The following is a 17,175-nucleotide window of genomic DNA, read 5'->3' as shown; positions in this document are numbered from 1 at the left end:
CCCCCTGGCTGGCCTGATCGCCCGCCAGACCGCGGCCCCCCCAGGCCTCCCCAAAGGCTCAGCTCGCCATACGGTGTTCGGCGATATAGGCGAGCAGCGCTTCCTCCGTCATGGGACGGCCGAGGAAGTAGCCCTGCACCTCGTCGCAGGAATCGGCCCTGAGAATGTCGAGCTGGCTCTTCGTCTCGACCCCTTCCGCCACCACCTGCATGCCGAGGGCGCGGCCGAGCCCCAGGATCGCCTGGACGATGGCCAGCGCGTCCTTGGACTGGTCGAGGTCGCCGACGAAGCGCCGGTCGATCTTCAGGGCGTCGAACGGGAAGGTGCGCAGGTAGCCCAGGGACGAATAGCCGGTGCCGAAATCGTCCATGGACAGGCGCACACCCAGTTTCTTGAGGCTCATGAGGATGTCGAGGGCGTTCTCGGTATTCTCGATCAGCACGCTCTCGGTGATCTCAAGCTCCAGTCGCTCCGGCGACACCCCGCTGGCCTTCAGCGCCGCCTCCACCGTGTCCACCAGACCGCCGCTGCGGAACTGCACCACCGAGACGTTGACGGAGACGTTGAGGCCCGGCAGGCGGGAAATGGTGTCGCACGCCTTCCGCAGCACCCATTCGCCGATGGGGATGACAAGCCCGCTCTTCTCCGCGATGGGAACGAATTCGTCCGGGGTGAGCAGACCGAGCTGGGGATGGTCCCAGCGGATCAGGGCCTCGACCCCGCGCAGCTTCAGCGTGCGCGCGTCGCAGCGCGGCTGGAACAGGAGCACGAACTCGTCGGCGATGATGGCGCGCCTCAGGTCGCTTTCCAGCGACCGCCTGCCCTGCATCTCGTCGTTCATTTCGGCGGCGAAATAGGAGCTGCTGCCCGGCCCCTGTTCCCGGGCCTGCTCCAGTGCCAGCTCGGCGCAGCGCACGAGGCCGTCCGCATCCTCCGCGTCGAGCGGCGCGAGGGCAATGCCCATGTTGGCCTGCGGATAGGCAGCGGTGCCGGAGGGCAGGTCGATGGGCGCGTTGAGCGCCGCCTGGAGCCGCCGGGCGAGGCCGTCCACCGCCTTGGCGTCTCCCACGCCGGCGGCGACGACGACGAACATGTCGTCCTCGACCCGCGCCACCAGGTCGCGGTCGCGGACGCAACGGCGGATGCGCCGCGCGGTTTCGGCAAGGATCAGGTCCGCCGCAGCTTGGCCGAACAACTCTTTGATGTGGCTGAAATTATCGACGGCCAGGCAGAAAACGGCAAGCGTCCGCCTGGCTTCCTGCGGCGAACCGAGCGCGCCTGCAAGAAACTCGATCATCAAGAGGCGGTTGGGCAGGCTGGTCACCGGATCGTGCAGTGCAAGATGCTCCGGCTTCCAGGGTCCCCGCGCTCCATCGTCGGCGTCGCTCACTGATCACCCAATGCCGATCTTTGCGGTGGCCTGCGTGGGGACGCCCCCCGAGGGACGCCCCTGTTCACGGTCGACACACCCATCACTCCCCCCGGCCCTGTCCCGATCATCTTCCCGTCGGGAGAGCTGCCGTAGGGTGGCAGCATGGTGATCCCCACCCGGCCGGGTGGCAAGAGCGATATCGCTGCCTCGTCTCTTCCAGTCAAGGTTGTGTTTCACGTCCCCCGCCAAGCTCTCCCGCAAACCCGCCCGGAGGCACGACCGGATCGCCCTCGTGGATCAACCGAAACGGGTGGCACCCATCCGTTTCGAAAAGTTGGCCCACCAGATCAAAGAGTTGTGGTTCGACCTGCGCGCGACAGATGGGCTCCATCTGTCGCGGTCGAACCACTAGGAACGCGCCCCCGCCGCCGCGGCCTGGGCGCGAAGGTCGAGGACCACCCGCATCACGGTGGGATCCTCGCTGCCGGCGGTGACCTTGAAGCCCAGGTCCTCGGCCAGGTGCAGCATGGGCCCGTTCTCCCGGAGCACGTCGCCGAACACCTTGTTGAGGCCGCGCTTCCTGGCATGGGCGAGGATCTCGGTCATGAGCTGGAAGCCGAGGCCTTTGCCCTTCAGGTCCGAGCGCACCATGATGGCGTATTCGGCCGCCTCGTTGTCGGGATCGGCGATGATGCGCACGGCGCCGCAGATGTCCCCGTTGGGCTCCACAGCCACGAACGCCATCTCCCGGTCGTAGTCGATCTGGGAGAGGCGGGCCGCCATCAGGTGGGGGAAGTCCTTCACCGAGCCCAGGAAGCGCATGCGCACGTCCTGCGGGTCGGAGCGGTGGACCATGTCCACGAGGCACGGCTCGTCCTCCGGCCGGATGGGCCGCAGCACCACCTTAGACCCGTCGGTCAGCGCCAGCTCGGACACCTCGCTGGAGGGATAGGGCTTGATGGCGAAGCGGTCGGTGCCCTCCACCCGCGTCTCGTGCACCACGATGCGGGCGTCGAGGGCGATGACGCCGTCCTCGTCGGCGAGCAGCGGGTTGATGTCGAGCTCGGCGATCTGCGGCAGGTCGGCGAGCAGCTCGGCGATCTTCACCAGCGTCCCCGCCACCGCGGTCATGTCCGCCGGGGGATGGTCGCGGTAGCCGGCGAGGAGCTTCGCCACGCGCGTGCGCTCGATCATCTCGCGGGCCAGGACCCCGTTGAGGGGCGGCAGGGCGACGGCGCGGTCGCCGATCACCTCCACCGCCGTCCCGCCCTGGCCGAACAGCACCACCGGCCCGAAGGTCTTGTCGTAGGCGATGCCGGCGATCAGCTCCTGGGCGTGGGGGCGGCGCACCATGGCCTGCACCGTGAAGCCGGCAATCTGTGCCTCCGGCCGCTTCTCGGCCACCGAGGCGATGATGGCGCGGCAGGCTTCCTCCACCGCGGCCGCGCTGCGCAGGTCGAGCCGGACGCCGCCCACGTCCGACTTGTGGGTAAGATCGTGCGACAGCACCTTGATCACCACGGGAAAGCCGATGGCGGCGGCGCACCGGCCCGCCTCCTCGGGCGTCGCGGCGACGCAGGTCTCCACCACCGGAATGTCGTAGGCGGAGAGCACCGCCTTCGCCTCCACCTCGGAGAGGGCGCTGCGGCCCTCGCCGAGCACCTTCTCCACCAGCGCGCGCGCCCGCGCCCGGTCGGGGTCCTCGAAGGTCCGGGCCGGGGGCGTCTCCATGAGCTGGGTCTGGTTGCGCTGGTAGGAGACCAGGTGACCGAAGGCGCGCACCGCCTCATCCGGGGTCTCGTAGGTGGGGATCCGCCGGGCGGCGAAGCGCCGGCGGGCCCCGGCTGCGGCGGAGTCGCCGAGCCAGCAGGTCAGCACGGGCGCGCGCATGCGCGTCTCCAGCGCCGTGATCACCGCGTCGGCCGCCTGGCCGCTGTCGGCCACCGACGAGGGGCAGTTGAGCACCAGCACCGCGTCGGATCCCTTGTCGGCGAGCAGCGCCTTCAGGGCCGCGCCGTAGCGGGCGCCGTCGGCATCGTCCACGATGTCCACCGGATTGGCCCGGGACCAGGCCCCGGGGATGATCTTGTCGAGCGCCTCCGCCGTCTCCGGCTTGAGGGTGCCGAGGCGGCCGGGAATACCCTCCACCGCATCCACCGCCACCACGCCGGCGCCGCCGCCATTGGTGAGGATGGTGAGCCGGTCGCCGGTGAGCTTGATGCCGGCCGCCAGGGTGGACACCGCCTCGAACAGCTCGCGCAGCTCGTGCACGCGCAGCATGCCGGCGCGGCGGAAGGCGGCGTCGTAGACGAGGTCGCTGCCGGCGAGCACGCCGGTATGGGACAGGGCGGCCCGGGCGCCGGCGGCGCCGCGCCCGGCCTTGATGACGATGACCGGCTTGGCGCGCGCCGCGATGCGCCCCGCCGACATGAACTTGCGCGCATCCTTCACGTGCTCGACATAGAGCAGGATGGCGCGGGTGGTGTTGTCGAGGGCGAGATAATCGAGCATGTCGCCGAAATCCACGTCCGCGCTCTCGCCCAGCGACACCACATGGGAAAAGCCGAAGCCGCGCACATGGGCCCAGTCCAGCACCGCCGAGGTCATCGCCCCGGACTGGCTGACGAAGGCGACGTCGCCCTTGGCCGGCATCAGGTGGGCGATGCTCGCATTGATGTGCGGCCGGGTGGAGATGAAGCCGAGCCCGTTCGGCCCCAGCACGCGCAGCAGGAAGGGCCGTGCCGCGTCCAGCATCGCCTGGCGCTGCGCGGCGGTCTCGATCTGCTCGCCCGGCCCGTAGCCGGCCCGCAGGACCACGGCGGCGCGGCAGCCCTTCGCGCCGAGGTCGGCGATGATCGCGGGCACGCTGTCGGGCGGGGCGGCCACCACGGCAAGGTCCACCGGGATCGGAAGCTCCGCCACCGACGCATAGTTGAGCGAGGAGCGGATGGCGCGCTCCTTCGGATTGACGGTGAGGATCGGCCCCTCGAACCCGGCCTCGAACAGGTTGCGCGCGATCACCGCGCCGATGCTGCCGGGACGGTTGCTGGCGCCGACGAGGGCAATGGCGCGGGGATGAAACAAGGCGTCGAGATTGCGCGTGGTCATGAACGGCCTCGCTGCTGGAGCGGGATCCGGCCCGGCTGCATCGCAACCTGGCCGGATCCGGCTCGGGTGTTCCGCAGCGTCAACACGCTGCCGACCGCGCCCAGTTAGGCACGGGAACACCATGAGGGGAAGGCAGACAGAAGACTGGGGCGCCGGGAATCAGCAGTGGCCGGACCGCACGAAACTGTCGCGCACGGCCTCGCTGAGCTGGTTGCCGAGGAGGGGTTTCTCGATGATGGCGACGCCTTGGGCGGTGGCCCGGTGGCGCACGTGCTGGGCGGGATTGCTGGTGATGAGGAAGGCCGGCAGGTGGACCTGGCGCCGGTCGAGCTCGCGCAGCAGGTCGAGGCCGTTCAGGCCGGGCAGATTGTAATCCACGATCATGCAGCCACCGGACAGGTCGGCCGCGAGCACGTCCTCCGAGCGCGCATAGGTCCGCACGCTGAAGCCATCGACCTCCAGCGCGAACTTCAGCGAGCTGCAGACGGCCGGATCGTCATCCACCACGTGGACGACGAAGGCGGGCGCCGCGTTGGACACGATCATCTGCCACATCCTTCCCACGACCCCCTCGTGGGTCCACCCGGCCGGAAGGGTCCGCGTGGTCGATTTATGTTCAGTCTACTTTGGGAGGAGGGATCCGGCGTTGCGTTAGATCAAGCACCGGCGCTGCGGCACTCCGGCTCGCCCCTCCGGCCTACGCCACCCCCGGCGTCAGGCCGGCCAGCAGCGCCATGCGCACCAGCTCGGACAGGCTCTGCGCCTTCATCTTGGTCATCACGTTTGCACGGTATACCTCTACCGTCCTAGGGCTGATGCCCAGCTCGTAGGCAATGGTCTTGTTGGCCTGGCCGGCCACCAGGCATTCCAGCACCTGGCGCTCGCGCTGGGACAAGGCGGCGATGCGCTCCGTCACCTGCTCGCGCAGGGCATCGTGCTGGTGGGCCTTCTCGCGCCGCGACAGCGCGGACTTCACCGTGTCCAGGATGGCCACGTCGTCGAACGGCTTTTCCAGGAAGTCGGCGGCGCCGAGCTTCATGGCCTCCACCGCCAAAGGCACGTCGCCATGGCCGGTGACGACGATGACCGGCACGGTGGAGCCCTTGTCCTTCAGGTGATGCAGCAGGTCGATGCCGGTCATGTCCGGCATGCGCACGTCGGTGATGATGCAGCTGATGGTCGGATCGGCCGCCGGCAACCCCGCTTCCACGAAATGACGCGCCGAGGGGTGCTCCAGCACCGTATGTCCGGCGGTGGCCAGCAGGAAGACCAGCGACTGGCGCACCGCCTCGTCATCGTCGATGACATGGATCACCGCGGAGACCCGAGCGTCAGTCATGAAGCGCCACCTCCTCGCCCACCGCGCGCAAGGTGAAGCGGAACACCGCGCCGCCCTGGGGATTGGGTTCGGCCCAGATGCGGCCGCCATGACCCTCGATGATGGTGCGCGAAATGGACAGCCCCACCCCCATGCCGTGCCTCTTGGTGGTGACGAACGGCGTGAACAACTGCGGGGCGTATTCCGCCGAAATGCCGTGGCCCGTGTCCGAGACGCTGATCATCACCATATCGTCCTCTGCCGCCTCGGTCTTCACCAGTAGCTGGCGCCGCGGCGTCTCCATCATTGCCTCCAGGGCGTTGCGCATCAAGTTCAGCAATACCTGCTGGACCTGCACCTTGTCGGCGAGCACGAGGTCGCACTTCGGGTCAAACTGAAAGCGCACCTGGATACCATGCTCTTTGGCGCCCACCAAAGCGAGGGCGCTCGCCTCCTCCACCAGCTTGGAGAGGCTTTCCACCCGCCGCTCGCTCTCCCCGCGGGAGACGAAGTCCCGCAGCCGCCGGATGATCTGGCCGGCGCGCAGGGCCTGCTCCCCGGCCTTCTCCAGCGCGCCCTGGAGCATCTCCACCTTGAAGCTTCCCGCATCCAGCAGCCGGCGCGAGCCCTTGATGTAGTTGGCGATGGCGGAGAGCGGCTGGTTCAGCTCGTGGGCGAGGGTGGACGCCATCTCGCCCATGGCGGTGAGGCGGGAGATGTGGACCAGCTCCGCCTGCAGCTCCTGCAGCCGCGCCTCGGTCTCCTGACGCTCGGTGAGGTCGCGGATGAAGCCGGTGAAGAAGCGCTCGGAGGCGGAGCGCATCTCGCCCACCGCCAGCTCCATGGGAAAGGTGGAACCGTCCTTGCGCTCGCCCACCACCACCCGGCCGATGCCGATGATGCGCCGCTCGCCGGTCGCCAGGTAGCGTCCGAGATAGCCGTCGTGATTCTGGCGGTGCGGACCCGGCATCAGGATCGAGACGTTCTGCCCCACCGCTTCCGCCGCCGTATAGCCGAACAGGCGCTCCGCCGCGCTGGAGAAGGAGCGCATGATGCCGCGCTCGTCGATCACCACCATGGCGTCGGGCACGGTGTCGAGGATGGAGGACAGGTGCGCCTCGCGCGCCAGCAGGTCGCGGTTGCGGGCCGCCGCGTCGAGCCTCGTGCGCCGCAGCCGCTCGCCCAGGATGGCGATGCCGAGGCCCACCGCAAGGAACAAGGCGAGCGTCGCGGGATCGAAGCCCGCATTGCCGGCGGTGGGGCTGCCTGTGCCCGTGGCCAGCGCGAGCGCCGCCCCCGCCGCGATGGCGACCGCCAGCGCGCTGCCGCCGGCGACGAGCCCGCGCCCGCTCACCAGCATCACCCCGGCGAGCTGGAGCATCAGCCCCTCGGCCCGGAACGGGGGGAAGCCCACGACGAGGCCGAGCCCGAGCACGGCAAGCGCCACCGCGCCGCCGACGAAGGCGTCGGTCCACGGCACCCGCCCGGCCGGGCGCCGTGCGGACATATTGGTCACCACGCTGTCCATTCCGCCTGCCATACCGTCCCTGGCGCCGTCACCCGATCGGAGCCGGCCCGTCCCTTCTGAAGCCACGCGAGGCAACTCCGTAAAACTACTTAAGGGCACCGACTTAAGTGTTCGATCCGAATTTTGCGATGCGTCAAGGCCGGTTATCCCTTTATCCAACGTGATGGAAGGGTAAACCGATGCCGAGCCCCGCCGCAGCGATCGCCCAGAAGGCCTATGCGCATCCCATGACCGCTCCGCGCTGGGGCGACGAGGCCGAGGCCCGTTCCCCCGTCGACGTGGTGGCCCGCCTCGGTGTCGTAGCCTCCTATGCCCGCAATGCCGAGATCTTCGGCGAGGATCAGGCTGCAGACCATCTCTATGTGGTTCTCTCCGGTGCCGTACGCATCTGCAAGCTGCTGGGCGATGGCCGGCGCCAGATCGAGACTTTCTGCCTCGCCGGCGACGTGTTCGGCTGGGAGATGGAGCTCCGCCACCGCTTCTCCGCCGAGGCCGTGAGCGAATGCAAGGTGGTGCGCGTGAAGCGCTCCCTTCTCTTCGCCCGCGCCGCCGACGACGCCGAGCTGTCCCATGCTCTGTGGGCGCTCACCGCCTCCGAGCTCGGCCGCGCCCAGGACCATCTGCTGGTGCTCGGCCGCAAGACCGCCCAGGAGCGGGTCGCCACCTTCCTGCTCGACATGGCGGCGCGCGCCGGCTCCGGCCAGGGCACGAACGGCATCGAGGTGACGCTGCCCATGTCGCGGCAGGACATCGCCGACTTCCTCGGCCTCACCATCGAGACGGTGTCGCGCACCCTGACCCATCTTGAGGAGATTTCGGCCATCGCCCTGCCCTCGTCCCGCCGCGTGGTGCTGCGCGACGGGGTGGCGCTGAAGCGCCTGAATTCCTGATCCGTCTTTTCCCCCGGCGTGCCGCAATCTTCATCTGCGGTGCACCTCCTTCGGCACGCGCTTCCGGGCGCGTGCCTTTTTCTTTTTGAGCCATGAAGAGCCGGCCGCCGCGCCGGCCTTAGAGCGCGATCCGAGCAAATTGAAACAATTTGCTCGGTGAATCGCCCTCTAAACGCGAGAAAGAGAACGCGTTCTCCGATCAGCTTGCGATGCAGGCAGATCGGCGCGTGCTCTAGAGCGCGATCCGAGCAAATTGAAACAATTTGCTCTGTGAATCGCCCTCTAAACGCAAGAAAGAGAACGCCTTCAGACCACCGCGGCGTGGCGCTTCTGCTCCGGGGCTGCGGCGCGGCTTGCCGCAAGGCGCGCATCGAACACGGCGCAGACCACGCGGGTGAAGGGGCGCGCGGCTTCCGGCACCTCCACCACCGCGCCGTGGCGAAAGGCGAGGCCGTCCACGATCAAGGGCTCCAGGGCGTGGATCTCGTCGGCGAAGAAGCCGCGCGGAAAGCCGTATTGCGCGCAGGCCGCATCGAGGTCCACGGCGAGGTCGCACATGAGCCGCTCGATGACGTGACGGCGCAGCCGGTCCTCGTCGCTGAGCGCGACGCCGCGCCCGATGGGCAGGGTGCCGGCCTCCACCGCCTTGTGCCACGTCGGCGTGGCGGGCAGGTTCTGCACATAGCCCTGCGGCAGCGCGCCGATGGCCGAGGCGCCGAAGCCGATGAGCACTGGGGCGTCGTCGGTGGTGTAGCCCTGGAAGTTGCGCTTCAGCGTTCCCGCCGCCGCCCGTTCCGCCATGGCGTCCGACGCGCGGGCGAAATGGTCGAGCCCCACCGGCACGTAGCCATGGGCAGCGAGCATGTCCGCCACCAGCTCGGCCTGCGCCAGACGCTCGGCAGCGCCGGGCAGCGCGTCTTCCGGGATCAGGGCCTGGTGCTTCTTCATCCACGGCACATGGGCGTAGCCGAACACGGCGATGCGGTCCGGATCAAGGCCGAGGGCCGCCTCCACCGTGCGGCGGACGGAAGCCTTGTCCTGATGGGGCAGGCCGTACATGAGGTCTAGGTTGAGGGCGGCGATGCCGGCCGCGCGCAGGGCATCCGCCACCGCCTGGGTCTCCTCGCACGACTGGTGGCGGCCGATGGCCTGCTGCACGGCGGGATCAAAATCCTGCACCCCGAGGCTGGCGCGGTTGAAGCCCTCGCGGGCCAGCGTCTCCACCTTGTCGGCGTCCATCACCCGCGGGTCGATCTCGATGGCGATCTCGGCGTCCGGGGCAAAATCGAAGGTCTCGCGCAGCGCGCCGAGGATGGAAGCGAAGTCCTCGTCCGCCAGCATGGTGGGGGTGCCGCCGCCGAAATGCAGGTGGGACAGCTTCAGTCGGCCCGGCAGGTGGCGGGCGACGAGGCCGATCTCCGCAACCAGCCGCTCGGCATAGGCCTTCACCGGGGTGCGGCTGCGGGCCACCGCCGTCTGGCAGCCGCAATAGAGGCACAGCTCGGCGCAGAAGGGCACGTGCACATAGGCCGACACACGCGCATCCCCCGGCACTTCCGCGAGCCACGAGGCATAGGTCGCGGCATCGACGGCGGGGGAGAAATGGGGCGCGGTGGGATAACTCGTATAGCGCGGCACCGGCTGCCCGTAGCGGGCGAGGAGGGTCGGCGCATCAAGCCGGGGGGCGGGGCAGAAGGCAGCTTGGGTCATGGCGGCGACCATGGGGCGCCGGCCCTTGCCCTGCCTTGATGTGGCGCAAGGGGCAGCCAATGCGCCACCCCTTGCCGCACCCCTCAATAGGACAGGAAGGCCCCGGCGAAGATGCCCTCCGCCCGCTCGTCCCCCGCCAGCTTGAAGCGATATTGCAGCGTCAGGTCGAGATAGGAGCGGGGCGCGGCATATTCGTCCTCGTTGAACCAGTAGCGCAGGGTCGCGCCCGGACCCGCGCCGAGGGCAAACGGCGTGGCATAGCCGGTGTCGTAACCGCCGCCTATGGCGAGATAGGGCCACAGCACCAGCCTGTCGGAAAGGGAATCGAGTCGCCAGGCATGGCCGTAGCGCGCCTCGAAGGTGGCGACCGTCTGCGGCTCCATCAGGAAGTAATTGTAGTCGGCATAGACCTGCCAGGCCCGCCAGTTGTCCACGTCTACCCTGAGGTCGGTGCCCTCGCTCTTGGAATAGGCGACGCGCAACAGCACGTCGTCGCGGGCATACTGGCCCACCGGGAACAGGTAAGACGCCTCCAGCACCAGGTTCTCGCTCTTGAACGGCTTCCACCGGGCGCCGGCGCCGCCCTGGACAGTATCGAAGCCGGTGGGGCCGCCGGCATCACTGTAGAGCGTGCCGAAGCCGCGCACGAACAATTCAAAGATGGAGCCGTCGCGATAGCCGATGCCCGGCGGGCGCCAGTAGATCTCGCCGCCGGCGCCGATGGTGTGGTTCGCACCCGGCGAGGGCGGCGCCAGATAGGAGCCGGGGGCGACGCCCACCGCGCCGTAGCTCACCGAGGCATAGGCGCCCCAGGTCCGCGTCAGTTCCGCCACCTCGCGGCGAAGGCCGAACAGATACTGCGGATCGAGCTTCAGCTTGCCCTCCCGCGCCTCGTCGATGGCGGACTTGAAGTAATCCACCGCCTCGGCGTTGTGATAGGTGCGCCGCGCCGTGTAGCCGGCATTGATCAGGTTTGTGCCGCGCAGCTGCCAGCGGCTGTTGGCTTCGGCGAAGTAGTCGTAGGCGAGTTCGTCCTCGCCCGCCTGGCTTGCCAGCACAGCGAGATCCACCGCCTTCATGCCGCGCAGGGCACCATTATTGTAGGCGGAGAGGAAGAGCTGGCGCGCCTCCTCCTTGCGCCCGAGCTGTGACAGCACGCCGATGCGCGCCGTGAGCATGGCCATGCGCTCCTGCCCCGTGCGCGCGCCGGCGGCGGCCAGGGTGAAGGCCTGAAGAGCCGCCTCCTTGTCGTCGAGAGCGAGAGAGGCGAAGCCGACCCGCGCCTGCACCTCGTAGCTGCCCTCGCCCCGATAGGGCGCGAGGGCGTCGAGGGCGATGGCCGGCTGCCGCGCCGAAAGAGCCGCGTCGGCAAGGCCGAGGCGCACCTGGCGCACCTCGCCGGCCGGCAGGCGGCCGGAGGCGAGGGCGGCACGGAAATCCTGGATGGCGCCGGTGAAATCCCGCGCCCGCATGCGCAGGTTCGCCCGCTGCACCAGCAGCGTCGCATCGCGCGGGTTGCCGGCAAGGAGGCGGTCCGCCACCGCCTCCGCCTCCTGGTAGCGGCCCGCCGAGGTGAGGGCGTTGAGCAGCAGCACCTGATAGGTCGTGTTGCCCGGTGCCGCATCCACCGCGCGGCGCGCCTCGGCGATGGCGGTGGCGTAGTCGCGCCTGCCGAAGGCGGCATAGGCGGCGCTGGCTGCGGCATAGCCGGGCGCGGCCGGGTTCAGGCCCGCCCCCGCCACCTGCATGGACTGGCCGGCGAAGACCGAGCAGATGACCCCGTAGGACGTGGGCTGGCACAGCACCACGGGCTGCACCAGGGCCGGGCGCGCTCCGCCCGGCGCCTTCATCAGCGCGTCGGCCTGCTTGCGCAGCGGCACGATTTCCTTGTTCCTGTCCGCGTCGAGGGGCTCAAGCAGCTTCAGCGCGTCGGCGGCCTGCCCGGCGGCAAGCGCCGCATTGGCGGCGATGAAGCGGAAATTCAGGTCCTCAAGATCGGTCAGAACGGGGCTCGCGAGCGCCGTGTCGAATTCCTTGACCGCCTCGTCGCGCTGGCCGAGCTTCTGCAACAGGTAGCCGCGCAGCACATGGGGCAGCGGCTCGCGCGGCGTGTCGGCGACCGCACCGGCGGCGGCGGCCTCCGCCTCCTTGACCTGACCTGCCGCCATCAGGGCGTTGATGAGCACGATGCGGAACACGAGGGCATCCGGCGCCCGCTCCACCGCCTGCCGGGCGAGGGCGACGGCGGCCTGCGCCTTGCCGCGCGCGATCTCCCTGATGGCCTGTTCCGCCAAAGGCTCGGCGAGGCGCTTCTCGTTGGCGGCGCGCAGGGCGAGCAGGGTCGGGTCGGTGTCGCCCTGGGCGATGGCATCGCGGATGGCGCCGTCCAGCTCCTTGAACTTCTTCGCCCGCTCCAGCGTGTCCACCAGCAGGCGGCGCCAGGTGGGATTGGCGGGATTGTCCTTCAGCGCCTCGCGGATGCGGGTCTCGGCGAGGCCGTCATTGCCGTCGCGATAGGCGTTGAAGGCTTCGAGCGCGGCATCGTAGCCGGGGGTGTCGGAGACTCCGCCGCCGGGGGGCGTGGTGGCGGGCACGAGGCTGCACGCGGGCCCGTAGGGCGTGTCCACGCACTTCTGGTAGGGCACGGGCAGGGACTGGAACGCCTTGTCCGGCAACAGTTTCGGATTCTTCTCCTGCGCACGGGCGACGCGCAGCCGCGCCGCGACCGCCGCGTCCTGCGGCTGCACCGGCTCCAGCAGCCTGACGGCGCGCTGGGGATGGCCGGCGGCGATGGCGGCATCCGCCATCACGAGGCGCACGTCGCGCGCGGTGGGGCCGGTCAGCACCTCATCCTTGAGCGCGGTGTCGAAATCCTGCTCCGCCTCGGCGATGCGGCCGAGCCGCTCGCGCAGATAGCCGCGCAGGGTGCGGGGCAGGAAGGAATGGGGATCCACCTCCACCGCCGCGCCGGCGGCCTTCTCCGCCGCCTCGATCTGCCCGTCCGCAATGAGGGCGTAGACCAGCAGCATGCGATAGCTGAGGTCGTCCGGCACCAGCGCGATGGCCTGCTTCGCCGCCGCCACGGCCGCCTTGGGATTGGCCGCCTCCAGCGCCTTGTTGGCCGCGAGCGAGGGCGTCTGCGCCAGGATCCTGCTCTGCGCCCGCACCCGCGCCACCAGGGTCTGGTCGGCGATGCCGGCGGCAATGGCCTCGTTGCCGGTGGCCACGGCCTCGGCGGTCTTGCCCTGCGCGTCCAGCGCATCCATCAGCAGCAGCCACAAACGCGGCACGTCGGGCCGCAGCTTCAGCGCCTCGCGGGCATAGGCAACCGTCTCCGCATATTTCTTGTCGCGCTGGGCGACATAGGCCCGATCGGCCGCGGCCCAGGCCGCGCCGGTCAGTTCCGGCGGCTCGGCACGGGCCGGCATGGCCCCGGCGAGCGCCCCGGCCGCCACCGAGGCGGCCAGCGCGGCGCCGAAGGCCGCGCGCCGGCGGCGCCGCGGGTCCCGGACTGCATGGAGGGAGAGGGCCGTGCGGAGAAGAATCGCGGTGGTCATGGCGCCACCGTCTCAGGGATTATTTAAGCCGGGGTTAACCTTAAGAGACACGGTGAATGGAATACTTCGATAAATACTTCGTTTACCATATCGGCTGACGGCGACCCGCTCCGGCACCCAAGAAACACTCTGCTCCGACAACGGGTGCGACGCGCCCCGCGAAGGGTCTTAACTCGGCGTTTACTTCCCGATCGCCGCGCCCATGCGCTCGCGCCAGGTCGCCGGGCTCATGAGGGAGGGCGCATCCCACTGGTCGGCGGCCTGCGGGCCGCTGTGGAACGGCCCCTCGTTGAACTGCCACACCAGCACCTGCGGCGGCGCCTTGGCAAAGTCCGGCGTGCCCACGGACTGGAGGAAGGTGACCCACGGGCCCACATTGCCCGGGTTCCAGGTGAGGGAGACCGGCCGGTCGAGGGCGTTGGAGAGCTTCTGCGGGAAGCCCAGATAGGGCTGCACGAAGCTGTTGCCCACCACCTGGACCGGTGCCGGCCCGCCCTCCAGCAGGGAGGCCTTGGCGGCGGGCGGGGTGCGCACGGTGTAGAGGTCGGGGCCCACCTGCTTCTGCTGGTCGGGGGTGAGGAAGCGTTCGGCGAGGTCGCCCAGATGGCGTTGGGTGACCCATTCGCCCAGCTTGTCGCCGCCCGGATTGCCCGCGAGCTTCGGCACCCTGGCCTTGATGGCCGCCGCCACCGCGTCCGCAGCGGCCTCCGCCGACCAGGCGGTCCAGTGGTAGTCGGCCCGGTAGAAGCTGGTCTGCCGGCCGGTCTCCACCGCTTTCAAAGCGGGGCGCAGGTCCAGCGTGTCGATGCCAGCCTTCTTCAGCTCGTCGAGGATGAAGTCGTATTGGCCCGCCACGTCCGCCGACAGGCTCGCGCCCTCCGGCAGGCGCGCCTTGTAGAAGCCGGCCTTCAGCGGCACCACGAGGGTGACGAGGGTGACGCCCCGCGCCGCGAGCGCGGCCTTCGCGTCCCGGATCAGCCCCACATTGGCGGTGATGCCGGCCCGGTCCAGCACCGTCAGGCTCTCCCAGCCGGGAAACAGCCAGCCGTCCTTGCCGATGAGGATGGGCGTGCCGCCGGACGCCGTCTGGGCCATGGCCGGGGCCGCCGCCGCGACCGAGAACACGGCGCCGAGCGACATGAGGCCGCCGGCAATCACCCGGCGACGATTCAGGAAGAGGCGAAGCGTCATGTCCTGTCTCCCAGATGGCGAAGCTCGGCCTCGGTGAGGGGCTGGGTCAGAACCCGCATGGGAAATTCCCACACCACGAGGCGCACGCCGTCGAGCATCTGCGGCGTCGCGTCGAGGATGTCCAGAAGCGCGCCGGCAAAACCGGACCCTTCCCGGCTCTTCTGCGCCACCTCCCGGCCCGAGGCGGCCTGGAGGCGGTCGGCGAAACCCGAATTGAGGGAATAGGACGAGCCGGCCAGAAGCACGGAAGGCACCGGCACGTCGTCGAGCAGCCCGCCCGAGCGGGCGATGGCCGCGCGCACCTCGCTCACCTCGTCCGGCGCGGGGCCGGACCAGGGCCAGGAGCGCGACAGCCCCGCAAGGCGCATGAGGTCGCCCACGCGGGACGCGGGCGCGCTCTCCTTCAAAGTCACCCCGGTGTCGCCCGGCCCGAGCCGCCGGGTGATCGCTTCCGCGAGGCGGCGGGCGGCGAAGCTGGCGCCGGCCCCGTTCCAGTGGGTGTCGGTGCGCAGGACGGCACCCTTGGGCCAGCCTGTTGCAATCTCCACCTGATCGAGCCCAAGGGCCGCGCTCGCCGCCTGCCACGCCCCGCGCCGCCCTCGCGCCTGATCGGCGACCGCAAGCCCGCACAGCCCATCGGCGGCCAGTTCCGCCTTGTCCGGCACCGGCAGCACCACGAGGGCGATGTTGCGCCTCGCCATTTCGTCGCGGATGCGGACGGCGAGGCGGGCGCGGGCGGCAAGGTTCCCCTCCCCGCCCTTGGTCTCCACCAGCTCTTCGGCAAGGAACAGCCAGCCGGGACAGCCGGCCCGCACCTGCGCCCCGGCATCGCCGAACAGGCGATAGGCGAGGCCGGAGGCGAGGTCGTCGAGGGCGGGCGTCTTGGGCAGGGCTGCCACCACCGCCTTGTCGAGCACGGCGGAGAAGCGGCCGTCCAGCAGGTTGCGCCCGGTGAAAGCGGCCGCCACGTTCGCCCCGCCCGCGCCCGCAAGATGCGTGACGACGCAGCCGAGGCCGGCGAGCATGAGGGCCAGGAAGGCGAGGGTGGCGAGGGTGCGGGCGAGGGGCGTCATGGGGCGTCAGAACTGGAAATAGAGGAAGGGCACGACGATCCGTCCCTGCAGCACGAACAGCGCGAACAGGAACAAAGGCAGCGCCGTCCACGCCCGCAGCGCATGGCCCGGATCGGGGGCGGAAGGGTCGATGCGCAGGAGCTTCGGCAGGTAGATAAGGCCGATGCCGAGGGCGAGGGCCACCAGTTCCAGCGGCCGGATCGCCGCCCCCATGGCGGGCGACAGGGCAAGCCCGTGGGCGCCCGCGAGGCCGGAGAAGATGCGCCCCGCCTCGTCCCAGCTCTGGGCGCGGAACAGCGCCCAGCCGACCATGACGAAGGCGAGCGTGAGCATGTGCCCGATGAACGGCCCGGTGCCGGGCAGGCGCGCATTCCGCCACACCCGCCCGACCATCAGGCCGAAGCCGTGCCACAGGCCCCAGATGAGGAAGGTCCAGCTCGCCCCGTGCCACAGGCCGCCGAGCCCCATGGTGACGAGCAGGTTCATGGAGACGCGGGACGTGGAGCCCCGGTTGCCGCCCAGCGGAATGTAGAGATAGTCGCGCAGCCAGGTGGACAGCGAGATGTGCCAGCGCCGCCAGAAATCGGCGAGCGAGGTGGCGAGATAGGGATTGTCGAAATTCTCCGGAAACTTCAGCCCCACCATCAGCCCGAGGCCGATGGCCATGGCGCTGTAGCCGGAAAAGTCGAAATAGAGCTGGAGCGTATAGCCCGCCACGGCCAGCAGCACGTCCGCCGTGGTCGGCTCGGCGATGGCGTAGCCCGCATCCACCAGGGGGGCCAGCGTGTCGGCGATGAGCACCTTCTGGGCGAAGCCGAGCATGAAGCGCTCCACGGCGAACATGAATTCGGCGCGGTGGAAGGTGCGCGCCTTCAGCCTCTGCGCCACCCATTGGTAGCGCACCACGGGACCGGCCACGAGGTGGCCGAACATGGACTGGTAGGTGGCGTAGTTCACGAACGAGGGCTCAGCCGCGACGGTGCCGCGGAACACGTCGGTGGAATAGGAGATGGCGCCGAACACGAAGAAGCTGAGACCGATGGGCAAAAGCACGTCCTGCCAGCCCCACACCGACGCGCCCAGCGCCCCGGCCGAATGGACGAAAAGGTTGGCGTACTTGAACCAGACGAGGGAGGCGAGCGGCCAGGCGATGGCCACCAGCAGCGCCCGCCGCCGCGCCGCGCCGTCCGCGCGGGCGATCCACAGGCCCGTGGCCCACGACCATACGGCGATGGAGACGATGAGCGGCAGGAAATCCGCCCGCCACCACGCATAGAACAGCCAGGAGAAAGCGAGGATGGCAAGATTCCGCGCCGCCCCCGGCGTCAGCGCGTAGACGATGAGGAAGACCGGCAGGAACAGGAACAGGAAGCTGTCGGAGGCGAAGACCATGGGGACTCAGGGCATTTTCAAGCGAAGTGGAGACCG

The 17,175-nt window shown here is 69.6% G+C and carries 11 protein-coding genes; 1 reads left to right on the top strand and 10 read right to left on the bottom strand.

The window, feature by feature from the left end; all coding sequences use genetic code 11:
* Positions 1-58: 58 nt before the first annotated feature.
* The 5 genes from K9U40_RS09055 to K9U40_RS09035 form a co-directional block, all read right to left on the bottom strand.
* Positions 59-1,390, bottom strand: a complete 1,332-nt coding sequence (locus K9U40_RS09055) for a putative bifunctional diguanylate cyclase/phosphodiesterase (protein ID WP_282889871.1) — start codon at positions 1,388-1,390, stop codon at positions 59-61.
* Positions 1,391-1,780: 390 nt separating this feature from the next.
* Positions 1,781-4,480, bottom strand: a complete 2,700-nt coding sequence (locus K9U40_RS09050; protein ID WP_282889870.1) for a bifunctional acetate--CoA ligase family protein/GNAT family N-acetyltransferase — start codon at positions 4,478-4,480, stop codon at positions 1,781-1,783.
* Between the two features lie 159 nt (positions 4,481-4,639).
* The gene (locus K9U40_RS09045; protein WP_282889869.1) at positions 4,640-5,026 is read right to left on the bottom strand and encodes a response regulator transcription factor; all 387 of its coding nucleotides are present in this window, start codon (positions 5,024-5,026) and stop codon (positions 4,640-4,642) included.
* A 151-nt stretch (positions 5,027-5,177) separates the two neighbouring features.
* Positions 5,178-5,819 (bottom strand): response regulator FixJ, encoded by a 642-nt coding sequence (fixJ, locus tag K9U40_RS09040; protein ID WP_282889868.1) that lies wholly within the window; start codon positions 5,817-5,819, stop codon positions 5,178-5,180.
* Entirely contained in the window at positions 5,812-7,305 is a 1,494-nt protein-coding gene (locus tag K9U40_RS09035) for a sensor histidine kinase (protein WP_282889873.1), read from the bottom strand. The genes fixJ and K9U40_RS09035 overlap by 8 nt, the downstream gene beginning before the upstream one ends.
* Before the next feature lie 200 nt (positions 7,306-7,505).
* On the opposite strand from K9U40_RS09035, the gene K9U40_RS09030 reads away from it, so the two are divergent.
* Complete coding sequence (locus tag K9U40_RS09030) at positions 7,506-8,216, top strand: helix-turn-helix domain-containing protein (protein ID WP_282889867.1); 711 nt, start codon at positions 7,506-7,508, stop codon at positions 8,214-8,216.
* Positions 8,217-8,522: 306 nt separating this feature from the next.
* Here the strand turns inward: K9U40_RS09030 and hemN are convergent, their stop codons facing one another.
* The 5 genes from hemN to K9U40_RS09005 all read right to left on the bottom strand — a co-directional run bounded on the left by hemN (position 8,523) and on the right by K9U40_RS09005 (position 17,139).
* Positions 8,523-9,926 (bottom strand): oxygen-independent coproporphyrinogen III oxidase, encoded by a 1,404-nt coding sequence (hemN, locus tag K9U40_RS09025; RefSeq protein ID WP_282889866.1) that lies wholly within the window; start codon positions 9,924-9,926, stop codon positions 8,523-8,525.
* Positions 9,927-10,009: 83 nt separating this feature from the next.
* Positions 10,010-13,483 carry a bacteriophage N4 adsorption protein A gene (locus K9U40_RS09020; RefSeq protein WP_282889865.1) on the bottom strand — a complete coding sequence of 1,158 codons (3,474 nt, stop codon included), beginning with the start codon at positions 13,481-13,483 and terminating at the stop codon, positions 10,010-10,012.
* A 180-nt stretch (positions 13,484-13,663) separates the two neighbouring features.
* On the bottom strand, positions 13,664-14,674 hold the full coding sequence (locus tag K9U40_RS09015) for an alginate O-acetyltransferase AlgX-related protein (RefSeq protein ID WP_282889864.1): 1,011 nt from the start codon (positions 14,672-14,674) through the stop codon (positions 13,664-13,666).
* On the bottom strand, positions 14,671-15,747 hold the full coding sequence (locus tag K9U40_RS09010) for an alginate O-acetyltransferase AlgX-related protein (RefSeq protein ID WP_282889863.1): 1,077 nt from the start codon (positions 15,745-15,747) through the stop codon (positions 14,671-14,673). Before K9U40_RS09010 ends, K9U40_RS09015 begins: the two co-directional genes overlap by 4 nt.
* A 6-nt stretch (positions 15,748-15,753) precedes the next feature.
* Complete coding sequence (locus tag K9U40_RS09005) at positions 15,754-17,139, bottom strand: MBOAT family O-acyltransferase (protein WP_282889862.1); 1,386 nt, start codon at positions 17,137-17,139, stop codon at positions 15,754-15,756.
* Positions 17,140-17,175 lie beyond the last annotated feature (36 nt).

Source organism: Xanthobacter autotrophicus, assembly GCF_030015065.1.
GTDB lineage: Bacteria > Pseudomonadota > Alphaproteobacteria > Rhizobiales > Xanthobacteraceae > Xanthobacter > Xanthobacter autotrophicus_D.
This window is presented reverse-complemented; position numbering and strand designations above follow the sequence as displayed.